This window comes from Secundilactobacillus odoratitofui DSM 19909 = JCM 15043, assembly GCF_001434895.1.
Lineage (GTDB): Bacteria > Bacillota > Bacilli > Lactobacillales > Lactobacillaceae > Secundilactobacillus > Secundilactobacillus odoratitofui.
On record NZ_AZEE01000030.1, the window covers coordinates 36,893 to 61,122 of the forward strand.

At 44.9% G+C, this 24,230-nt stretch carries 20 protein-coding genes; 15 read left to right on the forward strand and 5 right to left on the reverse strand.

Translation table 11 applies throughout. The annotated features are described in order from the left end of the window. Window positions 1-218: 218 nt before the first annotated feature. A complete protein-coding gene (locus FD04_RS10390) occupies window positions 219-1,577 on the reverse strand; it encodes a DUF2252 domain-containing protein (protein WP_056948711.1) in 1,359 nt (452 codons plus the stop codon). A 314-nt stretch (window positions 1,578-1,891) separates the two neighbouring features. Between FD04_RS10390 and FD04_RS10395 the strand changes: the two genes are divergently transcribed. The 7 genes from FD04_RS10395 to FD04_RS10425 all read left to right on the forward strand — a co-directional run bounded on the left by FD04_RS10395 (window position 1,892) and on the right by FD04_RS10425 (window position 11,800). Beyond that, window positions 1,892-3,619, forward strand: a complete 1,728-nt coding sequence (locus tag FD04_RS10395; RefSeq protein ID WP_054700561.1) for a phospho-sugar mutase — start codon at window positions 1,892-1,894, stop codon at window positions 3,617-3,619. Window positions 3,620-4,210: 591 nt separating this feature from the next. Further along, entirely contained in the window at window positions 4,211-5,383 is a 1,173-nt protein-coding gene (locus tag FD04_RS10400; protein WP_056948713.1) for a galactokinase, read from the forward strand. A gap of 105 nt (window positions 5,384-5,488) precedes the next feature. Then, window positions 5,489-6,493: a UDP-glucose 4-epimerase GalE gene (gene galE, locus FD04_RS10405; protein WP_054700564.1), complete on the forward strand. Its 1,005-nt coding sequence runs from the start codon at window positions 5,489-5,491 to the stop codon at window positions 6,491-6,493. A 1-nt stretch (window position 6,494) separates the two neighbouring features. Further along, window positions 6,495-7,955: a UDP-glucose--hexose-1-phosphate uridylyltransferase gene (locus FD04_RS10410; RefSeq protein WP_056948714.1), complete on the forward strand. Its 1,461-nt coding sequence runs from the start codon at window positions 6,495-6,497 to the stop codon at window positions 7,953-7,955. 156 nt (window positions 7,956-8,111) lie between these two features. Continuing rightward, window positions 8,112-9,113 carry a LacI family DNA-binding transcriptional regulator gene (locus FD04_RS10415; RefSeq protein WP_054700565.1) on the forward strand — a complete coding sequence of 334 codons (1,002 nt, stop codon included), beginning with the start codon at window positions 8,112-8,114 and terminating at the stop codon, window positions 9,111-9,113. Between the two features lie 879 nt (window positions 9,114-9,992). After that, window positions 9,993-10,922 carry an L-lactate dehydrogenase gene (locus FD04_RS10420; protein ID WP_056948715.1) on the forward strand — a complete coding sequence of 310 codons (930 nt, stop codon included), beginning with the start codon at window positions 9,993-9,995 and terminating at the stop codon, window positions 10,920-10,922. Window positions 10,923-11,026: 104 nt separating this feature from the next. Beyond that, window positions 11,027-11,800, forward strand: coding sequence for an alpha/beta fold hydrolase (locus FD04_RS10425; RefSeq protein ID WP_338055722.1), 774 nt, complete (start codon window positions 11,027-11,029; stop codon window positions 11,798-11,800). Here FD04_RS10425 and FD04_RS10430 read toward each other — a convergent pair. Further along, window positions 11,797-12,741 carry a sugar-binding transcriptional regulator gene (locus FD04_RS10430; protein ID WP_056948716.1) on the reverse strand — a complete coding sequence of 315 codons (945 nt, stop codon included), beginning with the start codon at window positions 12,739-12,741 and terminating at the stop codon, window positions 11,797-11,799. The two genes, FD04_RS10425 and FD04_RS10430, sit on opposite strands and share 4 nt — an antisense overlap. Window positions 12,742-12,961: 220 nt before the next feature. Between FD04_RS10430 and FD04_RS10435 the strand changes: the two genes are divergently transcribed. The 7 genes from FD04_RS10435 to FD04_RS10465 are packed head-to-tail and all read left to right on the forward strand — an operon-like array spanning window position 12,962 to window position 19,371. Continuing rightward, window positions 12,962-14,143 (forward strand): NAD(P)-dependent malic enzyme, encoded by a 1,182-nt coding sequence (locus tag FD04_RS10435; RefSeq protein ID WP_056948719.1) that lies wholly within the window; start codon window positions 12,962-12,964, stop codon window positions 14,141-14,143. A 1-nt stretch (window position 14,144) separates the two neighbouring features. Further along, a complete protein-coding gene (gene citC, locus FD04_RS10440; RefSeq protein WP_056948720.1) occupies window positions 14,145-15,209 on the forward strand; it encodes a [citrate (pro-3S)-lyase] ligase in 1,065 nt (354 codons plus the stop codon). Further along, window positions 15,199-15,492 (forward strand): citrate lyase acyl carrier protein, encoded by a 294-nt coding sequence (gene citD, locus FD04_RS10445; RefSeq protein WP_054700571.1) that lies wholly within the window; start codon window positions 15,199-15,201, stop codon window positions 15,490-15,492. The genes citC and citD overlap by 11 nt, the downstream gene beginning before the upstream one ends. A gap of 1 nt (window position 15,493) precedes the next feature. After that, window positions 15,494-16,408 carry a citrate (pro-3S)-lyase subunit beta gene (citE, locus tag FD04_RS10450; RefSeq protein WP_054700575.1) on the forward strand — a complete coding sequence of 305 codons (915 nt, stop codon included), beginning with the start codon at window positions 15,494-15,496 and terminating at the stop codon, window positions 16,406-16,408. Next, complete coding sequence (gene citF / locus FD04_RS10455; RefSeq protein WP_054700578.1) at window positions 16,398-17,936, forward strand: citrate lyase subunit alpha; 1,539 nt, start codon at window positions 16,398-16,400, stop codon at window positions 17,934-17,936. The genes citE and citF overlap by 11 nt, the downstream gene beginning before the upstream one ends. 29 nt (window positions 17,937-17,965) lie before the next feature. Beyond that, window positions 17,966-18,535, forward strand: coding sequence for a citrate lyase holo-[acyl-carrier protein] synthase (citX, locus tag FD04_RS10460; protein ID WP_056948722.1), 570 nt, complete (start codon window positions 17,966-17,968; stop codon window positions 18,533-18,535). After that, window positions 18,523-19,371 carry a triphosphoribosyl-dephospho-CoA synthase gene (locus FD04_RS10465; protein ID WP_054700580.1) on the forward strand — a complete coding sequence of 283 codons (849 nt, stop codon included), beginning with the start codon at window positions 18,523-18,525 and terminating at the stop codon, window positions 19,369-19,371. Before citX ends, FD04_RS10465 begins: the two co-directional genes overlap by 13 nt. Before the next feature lie 138 nt (window positions 19,372-19,509). Here the strand turns inward: FD04_RS10465 and FD04_RS10470 are convergent, their stop codons facing one another. The 3 genes from FD04_RS10470 to FD04_RS10480 all read right to left on the reverse strand — a co-directional run bounded on the left by FD04_RS10470 (window position 19,510) and on the right by FD04_RS10480 (window position 23,649). Next, window positions 19,510-21,429 carry a M13 family metallopeptidase gene (locus FD04_RS10470; RefSeq protein WP_056948724.1) on the reverse strand — a complete coding sequence of 640 codons (1,920 nt, stop codon included), beginning with the start codon at window positions 21,427-21,429 and terminating at the stop codon, window positions 19,510-19,512. Between the two features lie 160 nt (window positions 21,430-21,589). Beyond that, the gene (locus FD04_RS10475; protein ID WP_054700583.1) at window positions 21,590-22,018 is read right to left on the reverse strand and encodes a universal stress protein; all 429 of its coding nucleotides are present in this window, start codon (window positions 22,016-22,018) and stop codon (window positions 21,590-21,592) included. Between the two features lie 47 nt (window positions 22,019-22,065). Then, the gene (locus tag FD04_RS10480; RefSeq protein WP_056948726.1) at window positions 22,066-23,649 is read right to left on the reverse strand and encodes an amidohydrolase; all 1,584 of its coding nucleotides are present in this window, start codon (window positions 23,647-23,649) and stop codon (window positions 22,066-22,068) included. A gap of 208 nt (window positions 23,650-23,857) precedes the next feature. Between FD04_RS10480 and FD04_RS10485 the strand changes: the two genes are divergently transcribed. Further along, the gene (locus FD04_RS10485; protein WP_054700585.1) at window positions 23,858-24,082 is read left to right on the forward strand and encodes a hypothetical protein; all 225 of its coding nucleotides are present in this window, start codon (window positions 23,858-23,860) and stop codon (window positions 24,080-24,082) included. Window positions 24,083-24,230 lie beyond the last annotated feature (148 nt).

A 24,230-nucleotide genomic window follows, 5' to 3' on the forward strand; every position in this document is an offset into this window, starting at 1 on the left:
ATAAGTTGTTTTTGATTCAATGTGGCCATCATACTTACTTTTTGTAAGTGAGTCAAGATAAAATACTTACTTTTTGTAAATGAATTTGAAGTGAGTGTTTTATTTATGACAGTTTTATAGATACAAAAACGCCCATCAATTCCGGTATTTCGGCAGTAATTGGCGTTCATTTTTTTCATAATTGATTTTAGCCAACAATACGAAAGGGGGGGATTTCACTAATTCAGTCGATACTGTTTGAAGGCGGCATAGTCATCTTGTACCTGCTGGGTGTAATCAGCGGACCACTTGGCAATGGCGTCGTCAAAGTGACTGGAATGACCTACATAACCTAGAATTAAGCCTGAAGTCGGGCTTTGCGCATGGCTAATGCCTAATACCCAAGCACAAGTTTTGGCGTAGGCTTCGAATTGGTCCCAATCTAATGCAGACAGATCGATCGAAGCTTTCATATCCCGGAACTGGCGAACATAGAAGCTCTTAGTGGCAGTGGCAAAGTAGCCGAGGAAGGGATCGGTTGCTGATTGGAGAATTTTTTGACAGTCAACGATTCGTTTACCTTCATTTTGCTCAAATTGCGCGTTTTGATCATCCAGTTGATCCGCCAATTGACGGTGCGGTAGTGCCTCTTTAATTTGTAAGACTAGGTGACTATCATCAGTGCCCGTCAGCAATAGGAGGTAGCACAGCGATCCAAAACTGCCGACGCCAACACTGTGTCTCACGATATCAGTTACCTGATATTGTGAGAGCATTAAGCTCACGTCTGGTTGCAAGGTTTGTCGGTAACGTTCCAGATACTTTTTGAGGTGGTTGGTGACGTTATCCGTGACGTGACGGGTTCGCGGTGCGTTTTCTTTGAAGGCAATATTGCCTTGAGAATCCGTAATCGTAAATTTACGAACGACTTGTTCAGAGTCGCGTTTACCGGCTTTTTCAAGGAACTTATGCAACTTATTTGTATGCCATTCTTTAGCGGGAATGGTGTCCAGAACCGTTTCGACGTTATTAACGGGATAAAAGCGATTTAAAGCAGTCCGTTCAAACATGGCGTTAAGACTTTCGCGGTAAGTTTGGCCAAGCCCAGTTAGGAGCTCGGTCAACTTGGCGCTTTCGAAGTCGTGTTCTTGCCCTGCTAAGAGGGTGCTTACGGCCAGGCGTTTAATATCCCATTCAAACGGATTGATGTCAGCTTCATCAAAGTCGTTCAAATCAAATAACAGGTGACGTTCAGGTGAACCGAAAAAACCAAAGTTTCCGACGTGAGCATCACCACAGATAACGGCATGAATCGGTGAATTCTTTTGGTTGGCTAAATCGAATTCCATCAATTCGGCAGTGCCACGGAAAAATGAAAACGTTGACTGACTCATTCGTTGGGTTCGTTCTGGCAGCAATTCCGGGATAAGTATCGACCGAACTTCGTCCATTAAATGGTTTGGATCACGTTTAACCGGGACGAACTCCCCCAAATCAGCGAAAGAAAATCCGTCACGGAGCTTTTTGCCCATTTTTTTCTGCTTTTTCAACGATTGCGTTACAAACAACTGACTAAAGTTAATTGGTTTAACAGCCATGTTGACCCCTCCACGTATCTTCGTAATTGCTTTAAGTGTACCACTTCGCTTAAATTCAACAATATGAAGGCGGATATCATTTGTTAATGGTATTGGCCACCAGTTAAAGGTAATCGACGACCAAAATCGTTAAAGCTTTCGTGCAAGAAAATGGTTGAGATGGTAAAATTGAAAGGGCATTCAAACAAATTGATGTCAGCACTTAAAATTCTTTAGTAAAATTTTTACTCTTTTTCCTAATTTCGCGTTATACTGAAAGCGGAATTGAAAGTAATTCGAATAATCAATCAAACAATTAGAGGAGTGGCGATTCAATGACTTGGCAAGAAAACTATCAAGTATGGCAAGACTATCAACAACTCGATCCAGCGTTAGCACAGCAGTTAGCTGAAATGGCGGGTGACCAAGAGGCACTAGAAAACGCCTTTACGAAACCGATGGCGTTTGGGACCGCCGGCATGCGGGGATTGATTGGACCAGGAATAGGTCAAATGAACCTATATACCGTCGGCGCCGCTGCCGAAGGATTAGCACGGTTTATGGATACCTTAGATGATGCGACTAAGCAGCGTGGTGTGGCAATCAGTTTTGATTCACGGTATCAATCGCGTGAATTCGCACACCACTCAGCTCAGGTGTTGGGTGCACATGGTATTCCAAGTTACGTCTTTGACGATATCCGGCCAACGCCAGAGTTGTCGTTTGCGGTCAGACATTTACACACCTATGCTGGTATCATGATCACTGCCAGCCACAACCCTAAACAGTACAATGGCTTTAAGATTTACGGGCCAGACGGTGGCCAAATGCCACCAATTGAGGCTGACAAGATTACTGAGTATGTTCGCGGGATTGAAAACATGTTTACCGTAGCGACGGTAGCGGAACCTAAGCTACGCCAACAGGGTCTCGTCCACATCGTTGGTGAAGACCTAGACGAAGATTATCTAGCTGGTGTCAAAGCAGTGTCGGTCAATCCAAAGCTAATTGATGAAGTGGGTAAGGATATGACACTGATCTATACACCACTCCATGGTACCGGTCGCGTTATTGGTTACCGTGCCCTAAAGGATGCTGGCTACGATCACTTCACGATGGTTAAGGAACAAGCAATTGCTGACCCTGAATTTCCAACGGTTGAACACCCTAACCCCGAATTTCCGGAAGCCTTTAACATGGCAATCAAGTTAGGTAAACAGGAAGGGGCCGACCTTTTGGTAGCCACTGATCCAGACGCGGATCGTTTAGGCGCAGCAGTTCGGATGCCAAACGGTGATTATCAGCTGATGACTGGGAACCAAATTGCTTCGGTATTGCTGAATTACATTTTAAAGGCGAAGCAAGATACTGGCCAGTTACCTGCAGACGGCATGGTCGTTAAATCAATCGTGTCGACTGAATTAGCAACGAAGATTGCGGAACACTATGACGTCAAGATGACCAACGTTTTGACTGGCTTTAAGTACATTGCCGAACAAATCAAGCTGGCTGAAGAAAATCACGATCACACCTTCTTATTTGGGTTTGAAGAGAGTTTTGGCTACCTCATCAACCCATTCGTGCGTGATAAGGATGCGATTCAATCAACCATCCTCTTAGCCGAAGTTGCGGCATACTATAAGCAACAGGGCTTGACACTTTACGATGGGATTCAACAGCTCTATAAGGAATATGGCTACTTCAAAGAAAAGACGACTGCTAAGGAATTTGGTGGTGTTGATGGCGCTGACAAGATGGCGGCCATCATGAAATCATTGCGAGAAAATCGCCCAACCGAATTTGCGGGTGTTAACGTCGAAACGGTCGATGATTACCAAACGCAGGTGGCAACTCACGCGGATGGTACCACCGAGAAGCTGACTTTACCTAGTTCAAACGTTTTAAAGTATTGGTTAAGTGATGGCACTTGGATCGCCGTTCGACCTTCAGGAACTGAACCCAAGATCAAGTTCTACATTGGCACCAACGCTCAAACTGAGGATGAAGCCACGACTAAGCTCAACCAGTTTGAAACAGCCCTTAGTGACTGGGTAAAAGATTAATCAGAAGTTACTAAAATATGACGCAATAAAGCGACCAAGCCGTATTCGTACGGCTTGGTCGCTTTTAATGTCTCAAGATTTTTTAAGTTTTTTCTATGATAGTCAATCTGCGCAGTTTGTAAAGTTGGATGCTGTTGCATGAGTAGATAAACACTTAATTGTAAGAGCTAGTAGCAAAATTCAATATAACGTCAATATAACGTGAACGGAGAGCTAGCGGGCTTTTTTGGTTGCAGTGACAAGTACCACTTAACGCTTTAGCGTTTAGTGGTACTGGACGGTTCTGAGACCCACGGCCTTGGTGGGGCTCAGAACCGAAGCGGAAGACACGACTTTGTCGTGGCTGCAGCTGGTCCCACAGCAACCAAAAAAGCCCGCTAGCACGTAGTGGTAGTGACCGGTACAGACAATGAGGTATATAAATCGTAACGAATTAATTTCAACGAGGTCGCGATTGTCTAACAAGCAAAATTAACAATATAATCCTGTAACAACAGCAAAGAAAACGATTACAACATCTGTTGACAAGCTGAATTTTTTAGCGTATGTTAGACACAGTAAAAGTTTTAGTAAAATAACGGAGGCGCGAACATGAATTATCAAAGTTTAATGGACGAATTTAACACGGCGTTTGGTTACGCTGGCGAACGAGTATATTTTTCACCAGGTCGGATCAATTTAATCGGTGAACATACTGATTATAACGGTGGTAACGTGTTCCCATGTGCCATTAGCATGGGGACCTACGGCGTATATGCTGCCCGCGATGATAACAAGGTTCGTGCGTATTCCGCCAACATGCCCGATGCCGGCATCGCCGAATTTTCAATTGATGATTTAGATTTTGACAAAAATGATGGCTGGGTAAAGTTCCCACGTGGGGTGATGTTTGAACTTGCTAAGCAGGGTAAAACGGCCAACCACGGGTTTGACTTATTTGTTCACGGTGATTTACCAGATGCTTCTGGGTTATCATCATCAGCTTCAATTGAATTATTGATTGGCAACATCTTAAACAGTGAATTTAATTTCGGCTTGGATCAACTGACTTTAGTTAAAAACGGTCAAGCCGTTGAAAACGACTACCTCGGCTTAAACACCGGGATCATGGATCAATTTGCCATTGGTATGGGTAAGAAGGATCACGCTGTATTGCTGGATACCAACACACTGAAGTACGAATACGTGCCAGTTGAACTTGGTGATAACGTGGTTGTGATTATGAACACCAACAAACGTCGTGAGTTGATTGATTCTAAGTACAACGAACGTCGTGCCGAATGTGAAGAAGCCTTGGCTCGAATCCAAAAGGGCGGCGAAGACGTTAAGACATTGGGTGACCTTTCTCAAGAAGATTTTGATAAGGACGCTTATCTGGTCAACGACGGCACTTTAATCAAGCGTGCGCGTCATGCCGTGATTGAGAATCAACGGACGTTACGTGCTAAGAAAGCCCTGACTGAAGGCAAGCTTGAAGAATTCGGTAAGTTAGTTAATGCTTCACACGTGTCATTACACTTTGACTACGAAGTAACGGGTAAGGAACTTGATACGTTAGCTGAAACTGCTTGGAAGCAACCAGGTGTCCTGGGTGCCCGGATGACCGGTGCCGGCTTTGGTGGCTGCGCAATCGCAATCGTTAACAAGGCTAACGTCGATGATTTCATCAAGAATGTCGGCGATGTTTATAAGAAGGAGATTGGCTACGAAGCCAGCTTCTACGTTGCTAATATTGCAGACGGTCCTAAGGAAATCAAAGCTTAATTAAAAAACGCATCATTAATAAAAGCGCAACGCAACCTAACTTGCGGCGCGCTTTTATATCGAATATGATTATGTCGCATAAGAGAATAAATGGAGGTAAGAATTATGACAGTTGTTGTTTTAGGTGGTGCCGGCTATATCGGCTCACACACAGTAGATCGGCTCGTTTCTAAGGGCTATGACGTTGCAGTAATTGATAATTTGATTACTGGTCACCGTGCTTCGGTTAACCCCAAGGCCCGTTTTTATCAAGGTGATATTCGAGATCGGGCTTTCTTAGATGAAGTTTTTGATCAAGAAACCAGCATTGAGGGAATCATTCACTTTGCCGCCTTTTCAATCGTGCCAGAGTCAATGAGTAATCCACTGAAGTATTTTGATAACAACACTGGTGGTATGATTACCTTACTCAAAGCGATGAAAGATCATGATATTAAGCGAATCATCTTTAGCTCAACCGCTGCAACGTATGGCGAACCAAAGCAGATTCCAATTAAGGAAACTGATCCACAAGTACCAACCAATCCATATGGTGAAAGTAAGTTAGCCATGGAAAAAATTATGCACTGGTCTGACGTTGCTTATGGCGTTAAGTTCGTCGCCCTTCGTTACTTCAACGTTGCGGGTGCTAAAGCGGATGGCTCAATCGGTGAAGATCACCATCCCGAAACCCACTTAATTCCAATCATTCTACAAGTGGCCGCTGGCGAACGCGATGGCTTAAAGATCTTTGGGACTGATTACCCAACTAAGGATGGGACCAACGTTCGTGATTACGTCCACGTTGTTGATTTAGCAGATGCCCACATTTTAGCGCTTGAATATCTGAAGGATGGACACGACAGTGATGCCTTCAACTTAGGTTCTTCAACTGGTTTCTCCAACAAAGAAATCTTGGAAGCTGCGCGTAAAGCAACTGGGCAACCAATTCCCGCTGAAGATGCTCCAAGACGTGCCGGTGATCCAAGCACCTTGATTGCCGCCAGTGATAAAGCCCGCAAAGTATTGGGCTGGAAGCCACAGTATGATGACGTTGAAGAGATTATTAAGACGGCCTGGAATTGGAAACAAACTCATCCAAAGGGCTACAACGATCGGGGTGAAGCTTAACATGTTAGAAACAGTTAAAGCTTTTGTTGATGCGATTATCGAGAGTGGCACGTATCAACCCTTAGACCGAATTTACGTCACGAACCGGGTGCTTGGCTTAGTTGGTGATGCGCCCGCAGTTGACGCCAAAAGTGACGATTTACTCGATATTTTGGATGCATTACTCGAAACAGCGGTAAAAAACGGCAAAATTGAAGATGGTCAATCAGACCGAGATATCTTGGAAGCAGAGTTAACAGACTTGTTAACCCCAACGCCAGCTCAGACTAATCAACAATTTTGGAATAAGTATAACGACTCACCAGAAGCCGCTACTGACTTCTTCTATAATTTAAGTCGCAAAAATGATTACATTAAAACCCGCGCCATTGCCAAAAACTTGGCTTTTGATACACCAACGGCATATGGCGACCTTGAAATCACGATTAACTTGTCGAAGCCTGAAAAGGATCCCAAGGCAATTGCGGCTGCTCGTAATCAAAAAGCGAACACTTATCCACTTAGTCAATTAGCAATCGAAAACGAAGGCTACCGTGGTCGTTTAGGTTACCCAGCTCGTTCAAATCACCGGGTTATTCGCTTAACGCTTGGTGGTGAACCTTGGGGCTTCCAGTATTCGCCATATGCCTACTTCAGCGAACACGCGATTTTTCTACTCCAGGCGCACCGCCCAATGGTGATTAACCAGCATACTTTCAGTAACTTACTCGAAATTGTGCGGGTCTTGCCACACTACTTCGTTGGGAGTAACGCAGATTTACCAATCGTTGGTGGTTCAATGCTGGCTCAAGATCACTATCAAGGTGGGCGTCATGACTTTCCAATGATGAAGGCCGCAGTGGACCGGTCAATCTCAATCAAAGGGTTTGATGATGTTGATGCAGGTATTGTTAAGTGGCCGATGTCAACCATTCGTTTAACCAGTGAGACGCCAGAATCATTGATCAATGCGGCCACCACCATCGCTAATAGTTGGCAGCACTATGATGATGAGTCTGTTGACGTTCGAGCCTACACTGATGGTGAACGTCACCACACCGTGACACCGATTGCTTATCGTCGTGGCACTAAGTTTGTGCTTGATATTGTTTTGCGGGATAACCAAACTTCAGAACAATATCCAGATGGCATTTTCCATCCACATCAAGATGTACAACACATTAAGAAGGAAAATATTGGCCTGATTGAAGTTATGGGTCGCGCCATTTTACCTGCTCGTCTAAAAGATGAGATGCAAGAAGTTAAGCACTACATCTTGGGTGAAGCGAACGACATGCAAGATTACCATAAGCAATGGGCGGATGAATTGAAGGCTTCTAACAATTTTACTGCCGACAACGCTGATGGTTTGATTGATCAAGCCATTGGTGAAGTTTTTGCCCGCGTCTTACAGGACGCTGGGGTCTTTAAACGCGATGAGGTTGGCCAAGCAGCCTTTGATCGGTTTATTGCGCAACTTTAAAAGTACGTTTAGCTGGTTGAAAGAGTAGTGAATTAAAAATTAACGAAGTGTGATACGAGTAAATGATTCAGGTATTCTTAGTTGGGTGCCTGAATCATTCGCTTGTATTTGGCGCAATGTGTGGTTTAATTCACTTTTAAAAAGGGGGGGACATCCATGAAAGTTACCTTAAAAGATATCGCGCAAAAGGCGGGTGTTTCCTTGTCGACCGTTTCGCGTGTGCTGAATTATGACACAACGCTTTCCGTGAGTGAGGACACCCGGCAACGAATTTTTGAAATTGCGGAGGAACTCAACTATACGAAAGCAAAGCGGGCACCGAAGCAACCAGATACGTATCGAATCGCAGTTGTGCAGTGGTACTCAGAAAATAAGGAACTCGATGATCTATACTATATGGCGATTCGCATGGGGATTGAAAAACGTAGTCAGGAATTACAAATTCAAACAAGCCCGGTGTTTCAAAATCAGGTATCAGAAATCAGCAAGGATGTTGATGGCATCATCGCGGTTGGTAAGTACAGTGACCCACAAGTCCAACAATTAAGTGCGTTGACTCAAAATTTGATTTTTGTTGACTGGAGTGGCATTGAACAGGGATTTGATAGCGTTGTGACGGAGTTCAAACCACCAGTTCGTCAGGTTGTGTCGTATTTGAGTGAAACGAGTGATGATATCGGCATCATTTACGGTTCCGAATATACAACAGATCGAATTCTAAAAATTCCAGATCCTCGTTACCGTGCCTTTAAAGCGGAGATGATGGCTCGTAAACAGTTCAACGCGAAATTTGCGTTTGAAGGCAATTATACGAACCAATCCGGTTATGACACTATGAAACGTGCAATCGCAGAATTGGGAGACGAGTTACCACACGCCTTTTTCGTCAGCAATGACCCAATGGCAATTGGTGCACTTAAGGCTTTAGGTGAAGCCAACATCGCAGTTCCTGAGCGGGTCAGTTTGTTTAGTTTCAACGATACATCAGTGGCAAAATACGTCTATCCAGAATTGAGTGCTGTGCATGTCGATACGGATCAGATGGGCATTAGCGCAGTTGATATGATGAAGAGCCGCCTTGAAAACGGGCGAGTTGTACCCTTAAAGGTAGTTGTGGGGACCAAGCTCATGATTCGTAAGAGTACCAGAGATCAATAAGTTGTTGGTTTGAGGCTAATTTTATTTCGTAAAAAGCGTCTGAGATTCGAACGTGGAATCTCAGGCGCTTTTTGACGGATAGCAGTGGGACCGACTTCAACCGCATTGCGTTTTCCGTCTCGTCTCTGAGCCTCGAAACCCACGAGTCTCAGAAACGTCCAGTACCACTAAGCGCTATCGCGCAAAGTGGTACTTGTCACTGTTACCCGTCAAAAAGTGGCTTCTGGCACTACGGCTTAGATTGTGGGAATAACAAAACCCCGTTTAGGTAGTAGTGACGAAACAAAGCATGTCGTGAGTAAGATCTTTAAACTTATCAATCTACGTAGCGAGAACGGAAGGTAACCTGCTTTTTCGGTTGCAGTGACAAGTCCGAGTTGGCGCTTTAGCGCTTACTCGGACTGGACGTTTGTGAGACTTCTGTATTTTGAAGGCTCACAAACGAAGCGGAAGACACGTTTACGTGGTTGAAGCTGGTCCCACAGCAACCGAAAAAGCAGGTTACCTGGAGTGGCAACAACGCAGTCACAATGGTCATAATGATTCAATCACAAAGTTACACAAACTAACTTGAACAAAATAAACGTGATGTTTAAAAAAATAAATCAAGTAACCGCTACCATTAACCGGCTCGTGAAGAAGCTTGCAAAGAAAAATACGCTATGTTAGATTATATGTTCGTGATAGTGACGGTCTATTTTAACGTTTGTAAAATAATCATTTTAAAAATTTAAAAAATATCGTGATTTTTTTAAAAAAGTTAACATTTTCGGTCAAAATGCGTTATACTAAATGTGACCTTAAGAGCAAGAACTGTTCTTGACTTAATATGGTGCTTCTATGGTACGTAATTAGGATTGACTGAAAGGAGATTGTCTCATGTTAAAAAAACACCGGAAAGTATTACTCGTTGGTGACGGCGCCGTTGGTTCTTCATTTGCATTCTCATTATTACAAAACTGTGGTATTGATGAATTAGTTATTGTGGATATCGCTAAAGATCACGCAGTTGGTGACGCATTGGATCTTGAAGACTTGACACCAATGATGATGCCAGCTCAGATTAAAACGGGTGACTATGCGGATGCATCAGATGCAGATATCGTTGTGATCACTGCGGGTGTACCTCGTAAGCCAGGTGAAACGCGCTTAGACTTGGTTAACAAGAACACTAAGATTTTAGAGTCAATCGTTACGCCTGTTGTAAACAGCGGCTTCAGTGGTTGCTTCGTTGTTTCAGCCAATCCAGTTGATATCTTGACTTCATTAACGCAACATATCTCAGGTTTCCCAAAGAACCGGGTCATCGGGACCGGGACATCGTTGGACAGTGCGCGTCTACAAGTTGCTTTGGGTAAGGCACTTGATGTCAGTACGAGTGATATTGACGCTTACGTTCTTGGTGAACATGGTGACAGTTCATTTGCAGCTTATAATGAAGCAACGGTTAGTGGACGACCATTATTAAGTCTTTCGAATGCTACTGACGAGATACTGTCAGAAATTGAAGAAGACGTTAAGAAAAAAGGCGGTCAGATCATTGGTAAGAAGGGCGCTACTTTCTACGGCGTTGCAGTTAGCTTAATGAAGATCTGTCGTGCGATTTTGCTGGATGAAAATTTGGTTATGCCCGTATCTGCACCATTGGATGGTCAGTATGGCTTAAAAGATATTTATTTAGGCACACCAGCAGTTATTAACGCTAGCGGCATTCGTCAAGTGATCGAAGTCAGCTTATCTGATGAAGAAGCTGCCAAGATGCAAAGCTCTGCTCGTAAGATGAACGAGATTTTATTAGCAGCTGAATAGTTTTAATTTAAATGTGGTAAGATGAATCAAAATAGCGAGACTGCGTTAGTCGTTTTAGGCTAATTCAGGCTCGCTTTTAATTTGAGGTGACTAATTTGAAATTTGTGACAAGTGACCACGTGACGTTAACATATAGCGACGCTGGCAGTGGTCGGCCGGTATTGTTATTGAATGGGATTGGTAGTTATCGGGAAATTTGGCAGCCAACGGCCCAATTTTTACTGGCTGAGGGCTACCGTGTAATTTGTTTAGATGCCCGAAACCAGGGTGCCTCGCAGCGAACGATAAAGGGGCGACGCATCAGTCGTCATGCGGTTGACGTGGCTGAACTGATTGGGCAGTTAGGGCTAACCGATGTGATTGGGATTGGTAATTCGATGGGGGCCTCGACGCTATTTGCGTACGTGTCACTTTTTGGCACCAAACCTTTTAGTGCAATAATCGACATCGATCAAAGCCCAAAGATGATTCGCGATGAGACTTGGCCATATGGTTTTAAAGATCTTTCCTGGGCAAACTTCCCTGATTATTTAAAATTACCATTTGGGTCAGCAACGGCAACGCCAGTTGATTCGGCAGTTCGGCAAAGTGTTCAAGAGGCACGAGCAGCCCATCCCTATGAGGTCAGCGAAAATGAACCGTGTCTCGTGGACCACGCCTTTCAAGATTGGCGCGATATTATCTTAAAATTGGACGTGCCTTTGTTGGTTGTTGCTGGTGCGCAATCGCCCTACTTTGATTCGGCATTTGCGGCGGCTACCGCTAAATTGGCGCCAAAAGGGCAATCAGCGGTAATCAAAAACGCTGGCCACATCGTTATGACGGAGCAACCAGCGTTGTTTAATGATCTGATTAAAAAGTGGCTTAAAACCGTTTAGCTCATTTCGAGCAACACTCGGTTAGCGACGGATTCATTGGTGACAAAATCCGTAATTAAGCCCCCACGGAGGGCCCCTAGTAGTGCACGACCCTTAAACTTACTTTTAACGACAGCCATTCTGTGGGGCACCGTTAAGATTGCGTCCAATGAGGAGCCGAACAGCTTGTCATGGTCTGCGTTCAAGATATTGCCGTTAATGTCATAGGGGCGACCATAAAGCATACCAGCGACATCATCGGGTTCGATATCACCTAAAATATCGTGACGGTGATTACGCCAGAGTGGAATTGAATCTACTGATGCTAACGTGCCAATTCCCGCGAAGAGTAGGTCCATCTTAGCCATGGTTGTGAAGGCCGGAATTAACGCTGGTTCTTGTTGCAGTGCAGATCGGGTTGCATCATTAATAATATAGAGTGGGGCAGGAATTGTCCGGAAGCTGGCGCCAAACTTGGCGGCGGCTTTTTGGACGAGTGGTGTAGCGCCTAAAGTCGAATTGTACTTAAGGTTATCACCCATGTACTGAGTAAAGACGAGATCGTCTAAAATTTCGGTTTGGAAGTGATTGATCACGTTGGCAACAGTGCCACCCCAACCAATTCCGATGACGCTGCTACGGTGCAAAACAGCTTGAATCTGCTCGGCAGCAAAGGCAACGATATTTTCGTAATCTTCATTGGTCGTATCTGCATCTTTAACAATGAAGGCATTTTGTAAGTTGAACTGTTTTTTAAAACGGGCTTCCATCTCCATGTTTCGATCGATTGGGGCGTTAATGGATATCTTGACGAGACCGGTACTCATCGCGTCGTCCAGCGCCTTTGTAATTAAGTAACGACTTAAGTCATACTTTTTTGATATCTGAGAAATTGTTAATTTAGATAGGTAATAATCACGGGCAATGTTAGCTAACTGTTCGCGAGATTTCATATCTTCCATACGTCAGGGCCTCCTTGGTCACGCTTGTTAAGATCTGCACTCTTATCATATCAAGTTTTCACTTAAAACGGGCGTTATTTTTGAATATCTTTATCATAACAGAAAATTGAATTTAAAAAATAGCAAATATCTTGAATATATTTGAAAAAGTTAAAAAACCGGTGTACACTTAAGTCGTTAACAAGATTGCTACTAATTACACAATTAAAATTTGAAGGGAATGGTGCGATTGACAGATACAGATGAGATTTTGAAGGTTCACGAGAATCACACGGGTGTCTTGGATATACAGTCAGATTTGAGTGTGCATAATAAGACCGATTTAGGCAAGGCTTACACACCTGGCGTTGCCGTAATCTCAAAGTTAATTGCGAAACATCCTGAATTAAAAAATAAGTACACGGTGAGCGGTAAGCTGGTTGCTTTGGTTACCGATGGTTCAGCCGTTTTAGGTCTCGGTAATATTGGACCAGCAGGAGGCCTACCCGTCATTGAGGGTAAGGCTTTACTGTATAAGGATTTGGCCAATATTAACGCCATTCCGATTGCCGTGAATCAGGTATCACCTGATGAGATCGTTAATACGATCAGTAATATTTCACAGTCATTTGCTGGGATTCACCTTGAAGACATTGCTGCCCCGAAGTGTTTTGAAATCGAGGAGGCTTTATCTAAAAAGCTGAATATTCCGGTTTATCATGATGATCAAGAAGGTACTGCAATCGTGGTACTGGCCGGTTTGATCAACGCTGCCAAAGTGGTTGGTAAGTCACTTGACTACCTGCACGTTGTCATCAATGGTGTTGGTGCGTCAGGATTAGCCACTGCAAAGTTACTCTACGCAGCTGGCATAAAGCACTTGACCCTGGTTGATGTGTACGGTGTGATCACGTCTGATGACGATCGTTATAATCGCTATCAACGACAATTTGCGGCTAAATTAAAAACACCCGCTAACTTAAAAGATTCACGGTTAACGGATGTCATTGACAACCAAGATGTGTTTATCGGGTTATCCGACCAACACCTATTGAGTCAACATGACGTGGAGCGCATGGCCAAAGATCCCATTGTTTTCGCACTTGCCAACCCAGTTCCCGAAATCGAACCAACTGATGCAGCCGCTGCTGGTGCCAAGGTGATTGCCACTGGTTCAAGTCAACACCCTAACCAAGTTAACAATATTTTGGCATTCCCAGGGCTGTTCAAAGGATTGCTTAACAGCGATTTAACAAAAGTGGATGCTACGTTACAGTTAGTCGTCGCCAAAGCTTTGGCCAGCGTGGTTAAAAAACCAACGGCACAAGAAGTTGTGCCGGGCGTCTTCAATGAAGCGGTTGTGCCAACCGTTAGCCAAGCTGTTGCAGAGTTCGCTAAAACGCAACCAGCTTTGGAGGACTAGCATGGATAATCAGATTGTTGATCTATATTTGAAAGACGCCGCAACGAAGCATGACTGGCAAGCCTTTCTTGAAAGTTTGGGCATCAATAACTTTGCGGAACGTGAAGTTGACCAAATTGATTTTACAATTGGGATTTACCAAGCAGGTGAGTTGGTTGCCACCGGTTCCGTCGCTGGTAACGTCCTAAAGTACATCGGCGTTTGCAACAAAGGTGTCACAAGTGGTGCACGGTTCAATACCATTGTGTCTGAGTTAGTCAATCGCATGTTTGCTAAAGGTGTTTATCACTTGTTTGTGTTTACGAAACTCAAGTACAGTGAGAGCTTTCAACACATTGGCTTTAGTGAATTGACGCATTCGGATGAGGCGGCTTTTCTTGAGACTGGCAGTCCGGATGTACATGATTTTTTAGCCGATGTCCCAACCGTTTCTGATCAAGCACACAAAAAAGTGGCTGGCATCGTCATGAACGCCAACCCGTTCACCTTAGGCCATCGTTATTTAGTTGAACAAGCGGCTACCGAAAATGACTTAGTTTACGTTTTCGTGGTCAACACTGATTTATCGCTCTTTAGCACGGCTGAACGGGAACAGCTTGTTCGGGCGGGCACCAGTGATTTGTCAAACGTCATCGTCGTCAATGGCGGTGATTACATGGTAAGTTATGCAACCTTTCCGGCTTACTTTTTACCTTCAAAGGATCAGGCGATTACTTATCAAACAACCCTTGATGCACGAATCTTTCGTGACGTCATTGCACCTGCCCTTCACGTTACGACGCGGTATCTGGGAACCGAACCAACTTCACGGACAACCAGTCAGTACAATCAGGTGCTCAATCAAGAACTACCACCGCGAGTTGCGGTTAAAGTAGTTGATCGACAAGTGGCAGCGTTATCGGATCAACCCGTTATAACTGCTACTGAAGTAAGACAGTTCATCAAAAATGGATCATTGCAAGATTTAAAGGCGTACGTGCCCGACACGACCGCGCAATTCATCCAAAATCATTTAGTAACCCTACAAACACGGATTCAGAAAGGAATGAACATTGATGGAAATTAAAGAAACAGCTGTTGCTGGCACTTTGGAATCATCAGATATTCAAATTATGATTTCTAAAGCGGCCGACGGGATTCAAATTGATTTACAGTCTGACGTTGAAAAACAATTTGGTGATCAAATTCGCTCAGTCATTACCACCACGTTAAATGAGATGGGTGTGACGGCTGCAAAAGTTAAAGCAGTGGATAAAGGTGCGCTTGATTGTGTGATCAAAGCACGTGCGATTGCAGCAGTGCAACGTGCTAGTCAAACCACGGATCAACCAGCTTGGGAGGTACTCTAAAATGGCTGAAAATGAAGAACGATTACGCCGGACAATGATGTTTGTTCCTGGTAACAACCCAGCAATGGTGAAGGACGCCGGTATTTACGGTGCCGATTCTATTATGTTTGACCTTGAAGATTCCGTTTCAATGGCTGAAAAGGACGCTGCTCGGGTATTGGTTTATGAAGCCCTCCAAACCCAAGATTACGGTGACGCCGAATTAGTCGTTCGGGTGAATGGTCAAGATACACCATACTATGAAAACGATGTTAAGGCGATGGTGAAAGCGGGTATCGATATTATCCGGTTACCAAAGGCTGAATCACCAGAAATGGTACAACAATTGGAAGCAGATATTATCGCTGCTGAAAAGCAATTTGGCTTACCAGAAGGCTCAACTGGTTTGATGGCAGCCATTGAAAGCGCTAAGGGTGTCATGAACGCTTACCCAATTGCTTCAGCTTCTAAACGGATGATGGGAATTGCGCTTTCTGCTGAAGATTACACCACTGATATGAAGACCCACCGCTATCCAGATGGTGCCGAATTGGAATTTGCACGTAACATGGTGTTGCACGCCGCTCGTGCAGCTGGTGTTGCAGCCTTTGATACGGTGTTCACTAACATGGACGATACTGAAGGTTTCTACCGCGAAACTGAATACATTCACCAACTTGGTTTTGACGGCAAGTCACTTGTTAACCCACGTCAAATTCCAATGGTTAACAAGGTCTACGAACCAACTGAAAAGGAAATTCGCAACGCTAAGAACGTGATTAATGCGATTGAAGAGGCTCGTTTAAAGGGGTCAGGTGTTATTTCAATGAACGGCCAAATGGTTGACCGTCCCGTTGTATTACGTGCACAACGTGTGATGCGAATTGCAAAGGCTTCAAACCTAGTTGATGAGGAGGGTAATTACATTGAAAAATAGTGTTGATCGCGACTTACCAGAAGACGTTATGAAAGATTTAAACTACCAACCATTTGAAAGCACTGAAATTGGTCACCCAGAGATCCAACGGGTTGCACCTAAAGTGCACGTTTCAACTGGTGATGACAAGGTTGTCACTTCAATTAAGGCTGTCGTAAAGGATACCCTTAAAGATGGCATGACCATTTCATTTCACCACCACTTCCGAAATGGTGACTTTGTGTTCAACGAAGTCATGCGTGAAATTATCGATGCAGGCTACAAGGACCTGACGTTGGCACCTAGTTCATTAACCGGTGTGATGAATGACATGGTGATCGAAGCAATCAAAGCTGGGACCATTACCCACATCACGAGTTCTGGGATGCGTGGATCACTGGGTGACTTCGTTTCACACGGTGGTTTGAAGAACCCCGTCATTTTCCGGTCACATGGTAACCGTGCTCGGGCAATTGAACACGGCGATATCAAAATCGACGTTGCTTTCTTGGGTGTACCAAATGCGGATGCCTTAGGTAATGCTAACGGGATGGCCGGTGACGCAGTGTTTGGCTCATTAGGTTATGCTTTGATGGACGCCCAATACGCTGACAAAGTTGTTTTGTTAACGGACAACATCGTTAAGTATCCAAACACACCAGCTTCAATTAAGCAAACGCAGGTTGATTACGTGGTTAGAGTTGATAAAGTCGGTGACCCAGACAAGATTGGTTCAGGTGCCACTCGATTCACGAAGGACCCTAAGGAATTAAAGATTGCGTCGACTGTTAATGACGTCATCGTGAACTCGCCATACTTCAAAGATGGCTTCTCATTCCAAACTGGTTCTGGTGGTGCTGCTTTAGCCGTTACCCGTTACTTACGTCAAGCGATGATCGATAACAAGATCAAAGCTTCATTTGCCTTGGGTGGTATCACTAAGCCAACCACTGACCTCTTAGCTGAAGGCTTGGTTGATAAAGTGATGGACGTGCAAGACTTTGATAAGGGTGCTGCTGATTCAATGCACACCAACGCTAACCAACAAGAAATTGATGCGTCATGGTATGCTGATCCAGATAACAAGGGTGCCATGGTTGATCAATTAGACGTTGTCATTTTAAGTGCCCTTGAAATTGACACGAAGTTCAACGTTAATGTCATGTCCGGTTCCGACGGCGTTATTCGTGGTGCCATTGGTGGTCACCAAGACGCTGCAACGGCTAAACTCACCATTATTTCAGCACCATTAGTTCGTGGCCGAATTGCAACAATCGTGCCAGACGTCACGACTGTGGTGACGCCTGGTGATTCAGTGGATGTGTTGGTTACGGAATACGGGATTGCAATCAACCCTAAGCGTCAAGACTTAGTGAAGTCATTAAGTAACTTACCCGGCGTGCCAGTTTACACGATCGACGAACTTCAGCAATTAGCTGAAAAGAAGGTTGGTAAGCCAAAGCCACTTGAATTCACTGACCGGACTGTTGCTATGATCGAATATCGTGACGGTTCAATTATTGATACAATTAAAGAAGTTAAGGATTAAAAACGTTCGCGCAACGGAGGGATACGGTTATGGGGTCAATTTTTCAAACTGGCGAGCCACAAGTGATTAACGATGTACTTCAAAATCGTGATCAACGGGTTGCATTACAACAACACCTGTTATCGCGGTTTCCCAAGCATACGTTAATTGCGATTAAGTTAAACGTACCGGGACCAATCAAAAATAACGCACAGTTACGTCGCCTATTTGAGACGGGGGTCGCCCGTTTTTATGAGCAGCTTAAAACGCTGACTCGTGACTTCCAGACGGTGGCACAGTGGGATAAACCGACTGGTAACGAGTTGTTTATCACGACGACTTTGGCACCAGTTACAACCAAAAAATTGGCCGTTTCATTTGAAGATCACGATACCTTAGGCCGATTGTTTGATGTTGATGTTTTAACCGCAGATCAACAACGCGCACTGTCACGTTCCGACTTTTCGATGCCCGTTCGTAAATGTTTAATTTGTAACCGAATTGCCAAGGACTGTGCTCGGTCACGGCGGCATTCGGTGACTGACTTGCAAACCAAAATCAGTGAGCTCTATGCCACAGAATTTGAACCCGGTGGAGGACCCGAACCATGGTTGAATTAGCCCAAAAGGCAATCGTTGATGACGCGTTACGTGCGTTGTTATACGAAGTCAGTGTGAACCCTAAACCAGGGCTTGTGGATCCAGTTTCAAGTGGGCCACATCCTGACATGGACGTGTTTACGTTTATCGATAGCACCGTGAGCTTACGCGAGTATTTTACGACCTGCGCTACGACTGGCGCTTCGTTTACGGGTTCAGCCTTACCTGAATTGTTTACTGCGATTCGACCAGTTGGGGTTGCGGCAGAACGTTCGATGTTTGCTGCGACGAAGGGTGTGAACACCCACAAAGGGGCCATCTTTTCGTTGGGCATCTTGGTCACGGCAGCTGCCTATCAATTAGAGCATGATCAACTGACACTGATGTCAATTGTGAAAGCGATGCTCGTTGGACTAACTACCCATGATTTTGATCATTTGGCTGATAAACCCGATACAGAATTAACGGCTGGTGAGCGTCAATTTTTACAATTTGGCATTACCGGTATCAGAGGCGAAGCCGAAGCCGGTTATCCGACCATTATGACCGTTGGGTTACCCGCTTTAAAGCGCAGTAAAGGCACAACTAATCAGCGTTTGTTAGATACCTTAATTGCGATAATGGGGCATTCGGTTGATACGAATCTGGTCAAGCGAGCTAAGTCTAACGAAATCGTGGCTTGGGCTCATCAGCAAGCCCAGCACTATTTTGAACTAGGTGGTAGTCAGACAGCTGAAGGCATGGCGTTTCTTGCTGAACTGAACGAAACCTTCTTACAGCGCAATTTAAGCTTAGGCGGTTCGGCGGATTTGCTGATCCTCACCATTTTCCTAGGCTTGCGTGAACAGTTGTTATAAAACGAATTATGATTGAACACAAATAAACCGGTAATTGCCAACTTTGGCAGTTACCGGTTTTTTGCGCATTGCTGAGACTTTTAAATTAATGATGAAGCTAGGTTCAATTCATGACCCAAAGTGTGGGCATGGCTGAATTTACCAAATTTTAACGCGGTCTGCTGGTGCTTTATACATGCCATCGCCAGGTTTCACATCGAAGGTATCAAAGAAGTCATCCAGATTTTGAACCTGCACGTTAGCCCGTAGTTTAGCAGGAGCGTGGACATCGATTGCTAATAGTAGTTGTTCGCGTTCTTGGGTGGCTTTTTGACGCCAAATAGCTGCCCAGTTTAAGAAGAAGGCACGCAGATCAACGTCTGGTTCACCTTTAGCGGCTTCCAGTGCGCAACTTAGGCCACCAGCATCAGCAATGTTTTCGGATACGGTCAGCTTGCCGTTCACGGTTTGGCCAGCATAGGCCAGTCCGTCGAACTCGTCAATCATGTTTTGGGCGAGTTCGTGGAAGTGCTTGTTGTCCGCCTCTGTCCACCAGTTATTCAAGTTACCATACTCGTCAAACAGCGAGCCATTGTTATCGAAGGCATGCGAAATTTCGTGGGCAATCACTGCGCCGATACCACCAAAGTTTTGGCTGGATGATTGCTTAAGGCTATAGAATGGGGCTTGTAAAATCGCAGCTGGGAAAACGATGATATTGTGGAATGGATGGAAGTACGCATTAACAGTGTGTGCGCTCATTTCCCAACGGGTCCGATCGACTGGCTGGTTCCAACGAGCAAATTCATCCAGGTTACGGATTCGGGTGAAGGCCATCACGTTACTCAAGACACTACCGCCTTTACTTGCGGGGGTAACTTTAAACTGTTTGTAAAGGGCGTCAATCTGGTCTGGGTACCCAACTTGAATGCCGAGCTTATCGAGTTTTAAAACAGCCTTATCACGAGTCGCTTTTCCTAACCAAGTGTTGTTTGCTAAACGTTTCTTGTAAACATTTACCATTTTAACAACCATGTCATGCACATCTTGTTTAGCTGCTTCGCCAAAATACTTACGACCATAGTAGTCACCGACAACTTGATCAAAGACACCAGTCGCTAGGTCATAAGCGGCTTTTTTCTGGTTACGGGCTTCCTTACGTCCACTCAGCGCACGGCCATAGATGGTACTGGTTTGCCGCTGCTCTTCAGTGAGGTAGCTTGAGAGGCCCATGACGGTTTTGACCAATAACCAACTCTTCATGGCTGCAAAGTGATCATCACTCAAAATCTCATTAAGTGCTTCGAAGTAGTCAGGTTCAGGGGTGATAATCACCTCTGGTGTGCCGTTGACCAACGTCGTAATCGCAGTTTTAAGGTCTAATTGGCTGGTACTTGCAGCAATTTGGTCAAGGGTGCGTGGGTTGTACATTTTACTGTAGTCGGCACCTTCCTCAGCTGATTTAACGTGTGGGGCGACTGACCGGTCAAAGGCAATGGCTTGTTTAACGATGGTGGATGCGTGCGCGTCGTCGTAGCCCGCCTGAGTTAACAGTTGCGTCATCATCTTAGTAAAGACCGGCATGAGCTGTTGAGCTGCCTGGTTACCAGCTTCGTAGTAGGTTTTATCGGGTAAGAATAAGCGCGGGCCACCGGCAAATAGCGCGTAGGTGGTAGAATTTTTCATGTCTGAATCAATATCAAGTGAGAAGGGTGTTGGTAAACCAGTCAAGATCCAGTCGGCCAACTGGTCACTGAGATCTTGATAGTTATTCAGTGCTTCGATACGATCTAAAAATGGTTTTAAAGGCTTGCTGCCATCTTGTTCTCGCTTGTCAAAGTCGCGGACCAGCTGGTAAAAGGCTTTGAATTGATTCATTTCATCTGAATTAACGTCTAATTGGCCAGCCAATAATTGATCAAAATCAGCCATCAGCGTTTCTTCAATGCCATCGGCCAAGTCAGTGAAGCCACCCGTTGTAGCATGGTCACCGGGAATCGTCGCGGTTTTAAGCCACTCGCCATTTACGGCATCGTATAGGTCATTTTTAAGTTCAGGTTCATTGATTGTTTCTGCCATATGAAAACCTCCAAGTTATCTGATAGATTGTAACTAGTATACTGCTGTAAAATTCAATTTTAAACGAAAAGTCTTTCACGAATTGCTCAATTAAAAAAGAGTGAACGTTGTTTAATAAGTTCACTCTTAGAGTAAGTTCATTGATAACGTCAGGATGTGGTTACTGACCGACCACTAAAACCGGTGTGGTGGACTTGCGGACCACGTAGGCGGTGGTTGAGCCCATAATCGCGCGGTTGAGACCGTGAACCCCTGATTTACCAATTACCGTAAGATTGGTGCCATAACGCTCTGGTATTGACTCTGCGATGGCTTGTTTGGGAATCCCGACTTCAAACTGTGTTTCTAGTGCGACCTGAGCTTTTTCACCATGAGCCTTGGCTTCAGCCAAAGTGGCCTCAGCTTGCTCTTTCATGTGGGTCATGATATCAGTACCAAAGCGGGCACCGTACTGCGTATAACTTTGGTCGTTGGCAACTACAACTGCAAGTACCTGTGCTTGATAGTGTTTTGCCAGGTCCAGTGCAGCGTCTAAAGCCTGAAATGCGTTTTGGCTACCATCCAGTGGCACTAAGAGTTTGGAAAACATGCGCAACACCTCCATAAGTTTAATCTACTACTATACTACCATAAAGTTTAATCGTTACGTACATATACGCACTGTCCCTTGAGCCAAGTTTCGTTCACTTTAACTTGACCAAGTTGATCACTTGGCGAGGTGAATGGATCTTGATTTAAAATCACAAAATCTGCACGCATCCCGGGCACTAACTGGCCGTTATATTTCAAACCGCCAATTTTAGCTGCATCTCGCGTATAGCCAAGAACTGCTTGGCCAACACTAATGGCTTCGTCAGCATTGACAACATCCCCGTTAGTGGCCTGTCGGGTCACCGCGGCCTGCATGGCAATGAATGGATCGTCGGGTTCGGCCCAAGGGGTGCAGGGAGCGTCTGAACTCAGTGCAGTGGGGGCGGCTTCAAGCATTGATTTGATGCGGTAAGCGGTTTTGAATTGATCTGGTGATAAAAAGTGACGGTATGATTCATCTTCTGCAAAAAAGAAGATTGGTTGGGTCACTAGGGCGAAGTTCATGGTAGCCGACTTAATTTGTGCCAACATGGCATCATCCAGGAGTGTGGCGTGTTCGATGCGAATCGATGGTCGATCGGTTAGCCAAGGTGTTAAATCGGCTGTTGTATCGATAATTAACTGAATAGCTGCATCACCCATCGCGTGCACGGCCACTTGTAAGTGGTGTTGACGGGCAAAGTCAACGGCCGCCAGGAGATCATTTGGTTGAGTGAGTTGGACGCCATTTTGACCAGTTGGGTAAGGTGCCTTGTTCCAGGCCGTCTCACCCGAAATACTGCCGTCCATGAAGACTTTGAGACCAGCTACAGTTAATAATTGGTCGCTTTGTGGCATTACGAGTGGCTGCGCTTGTTTTTGGACCTCAGACCAAACGTAGTAGATTGCGGCTTGAGGTTGAAAACCACGACTGACGGCATCTTCATATAGCTTTAGGCTGTCGTAAGGTTGTTTGCGGCCCATTAACTCACCGATTGCAACCAGACCATTTTCAAGGTAGTGGGTCGATGTTTTTAACATGTTATCGACGTCGGCCGCATAATTTTGGGCGGATTTTGCGCGAATCAGCAGCTGTGTGGCAGCTACTTCTTGCATGTAACCGTTTGGACGACCGTCTGCAAAGTGGCCAATGTGGCCGCCCTTGGGGTCTGGTGTTTCAGCTGTGATACCTGCTAATGCCAGTGCTTTTGAGTTGCCAACCGATGAGTGGCAATCAGAGCGGTAAATAAAGATGGGTTGAGTGGTGGTAATTGCATCTAGGTCGTCGACGGTGGGCGTTCGGTGTTCCTTTAGCTTTGTTTCATCAAAGCCCCAGCCTTCGAGCCAAGTGGCTTCGTCTTGTCCAAACTGTGGTGAATAGCGCATTGCGGTTTGCAGTTCTGAAATACTGTTGACTAGGGGTGGCGTACAGGCGACACCGTGCAAGGCATCGGCTATGTACTTGGGGTGGGTGTGAATATCTAATAGACCGGGTAGAATGGTCTGTTGGTGGAGATCAATCGTGGGTTCTTCCGTGACTTCTTGATCATCGCCGATCCATGTGATGTGACCATTTTCAACACGCATGGCACTCACAAAGTCAGAAGTGCTCCGACCAGTAAAAATGTGTCCGTTAACATACGTTGACATGACGCAATTCCTCCTTGAATTGGGTAAATTATCTTTAAAAATAAAACGCTTTCAAATATAGTTTACCGATTTTTAGGTGTAAAAAAAAGTTAATTTGCGAAATCCTTTGCTGGCGCATGGTCGGCGATTGTGGTGAAAAAGTCAAGATTGAAATCAAATTTTTGGCTTCATATAATGGAAATCGAGTTCTTAAATCGGGGGGATTAGCATGCAGCAATCAACGCAGGAATTAGCATCAACCATCACAGCAGCTTATCATCACAATTGGGTCATTAAACTCAACTTGAATCAGTCTCAAGACGTGACTGGCATGGTGAGTACGTCACCCAACCACGGCGTCTTTTATTTAACGCATCAGGGCGATATCGAGAAATTTGATTTAGCTGATTTGGATGACGTGACCATTTTAGAGGAAAAATGGTGGCAAGATTAATCGAATATTTCAATGTGTTAAAGCACAGTCATTTTTTGGCTGTGCTTTTTTTAGAACTAGATTAAAGATAGTGAGAGCGCTCGCCTTCGGCCACCACCCAAAAACTGGCTTCTGGCACTACGGCTGAGATTGTGAGTGATACTTCTAT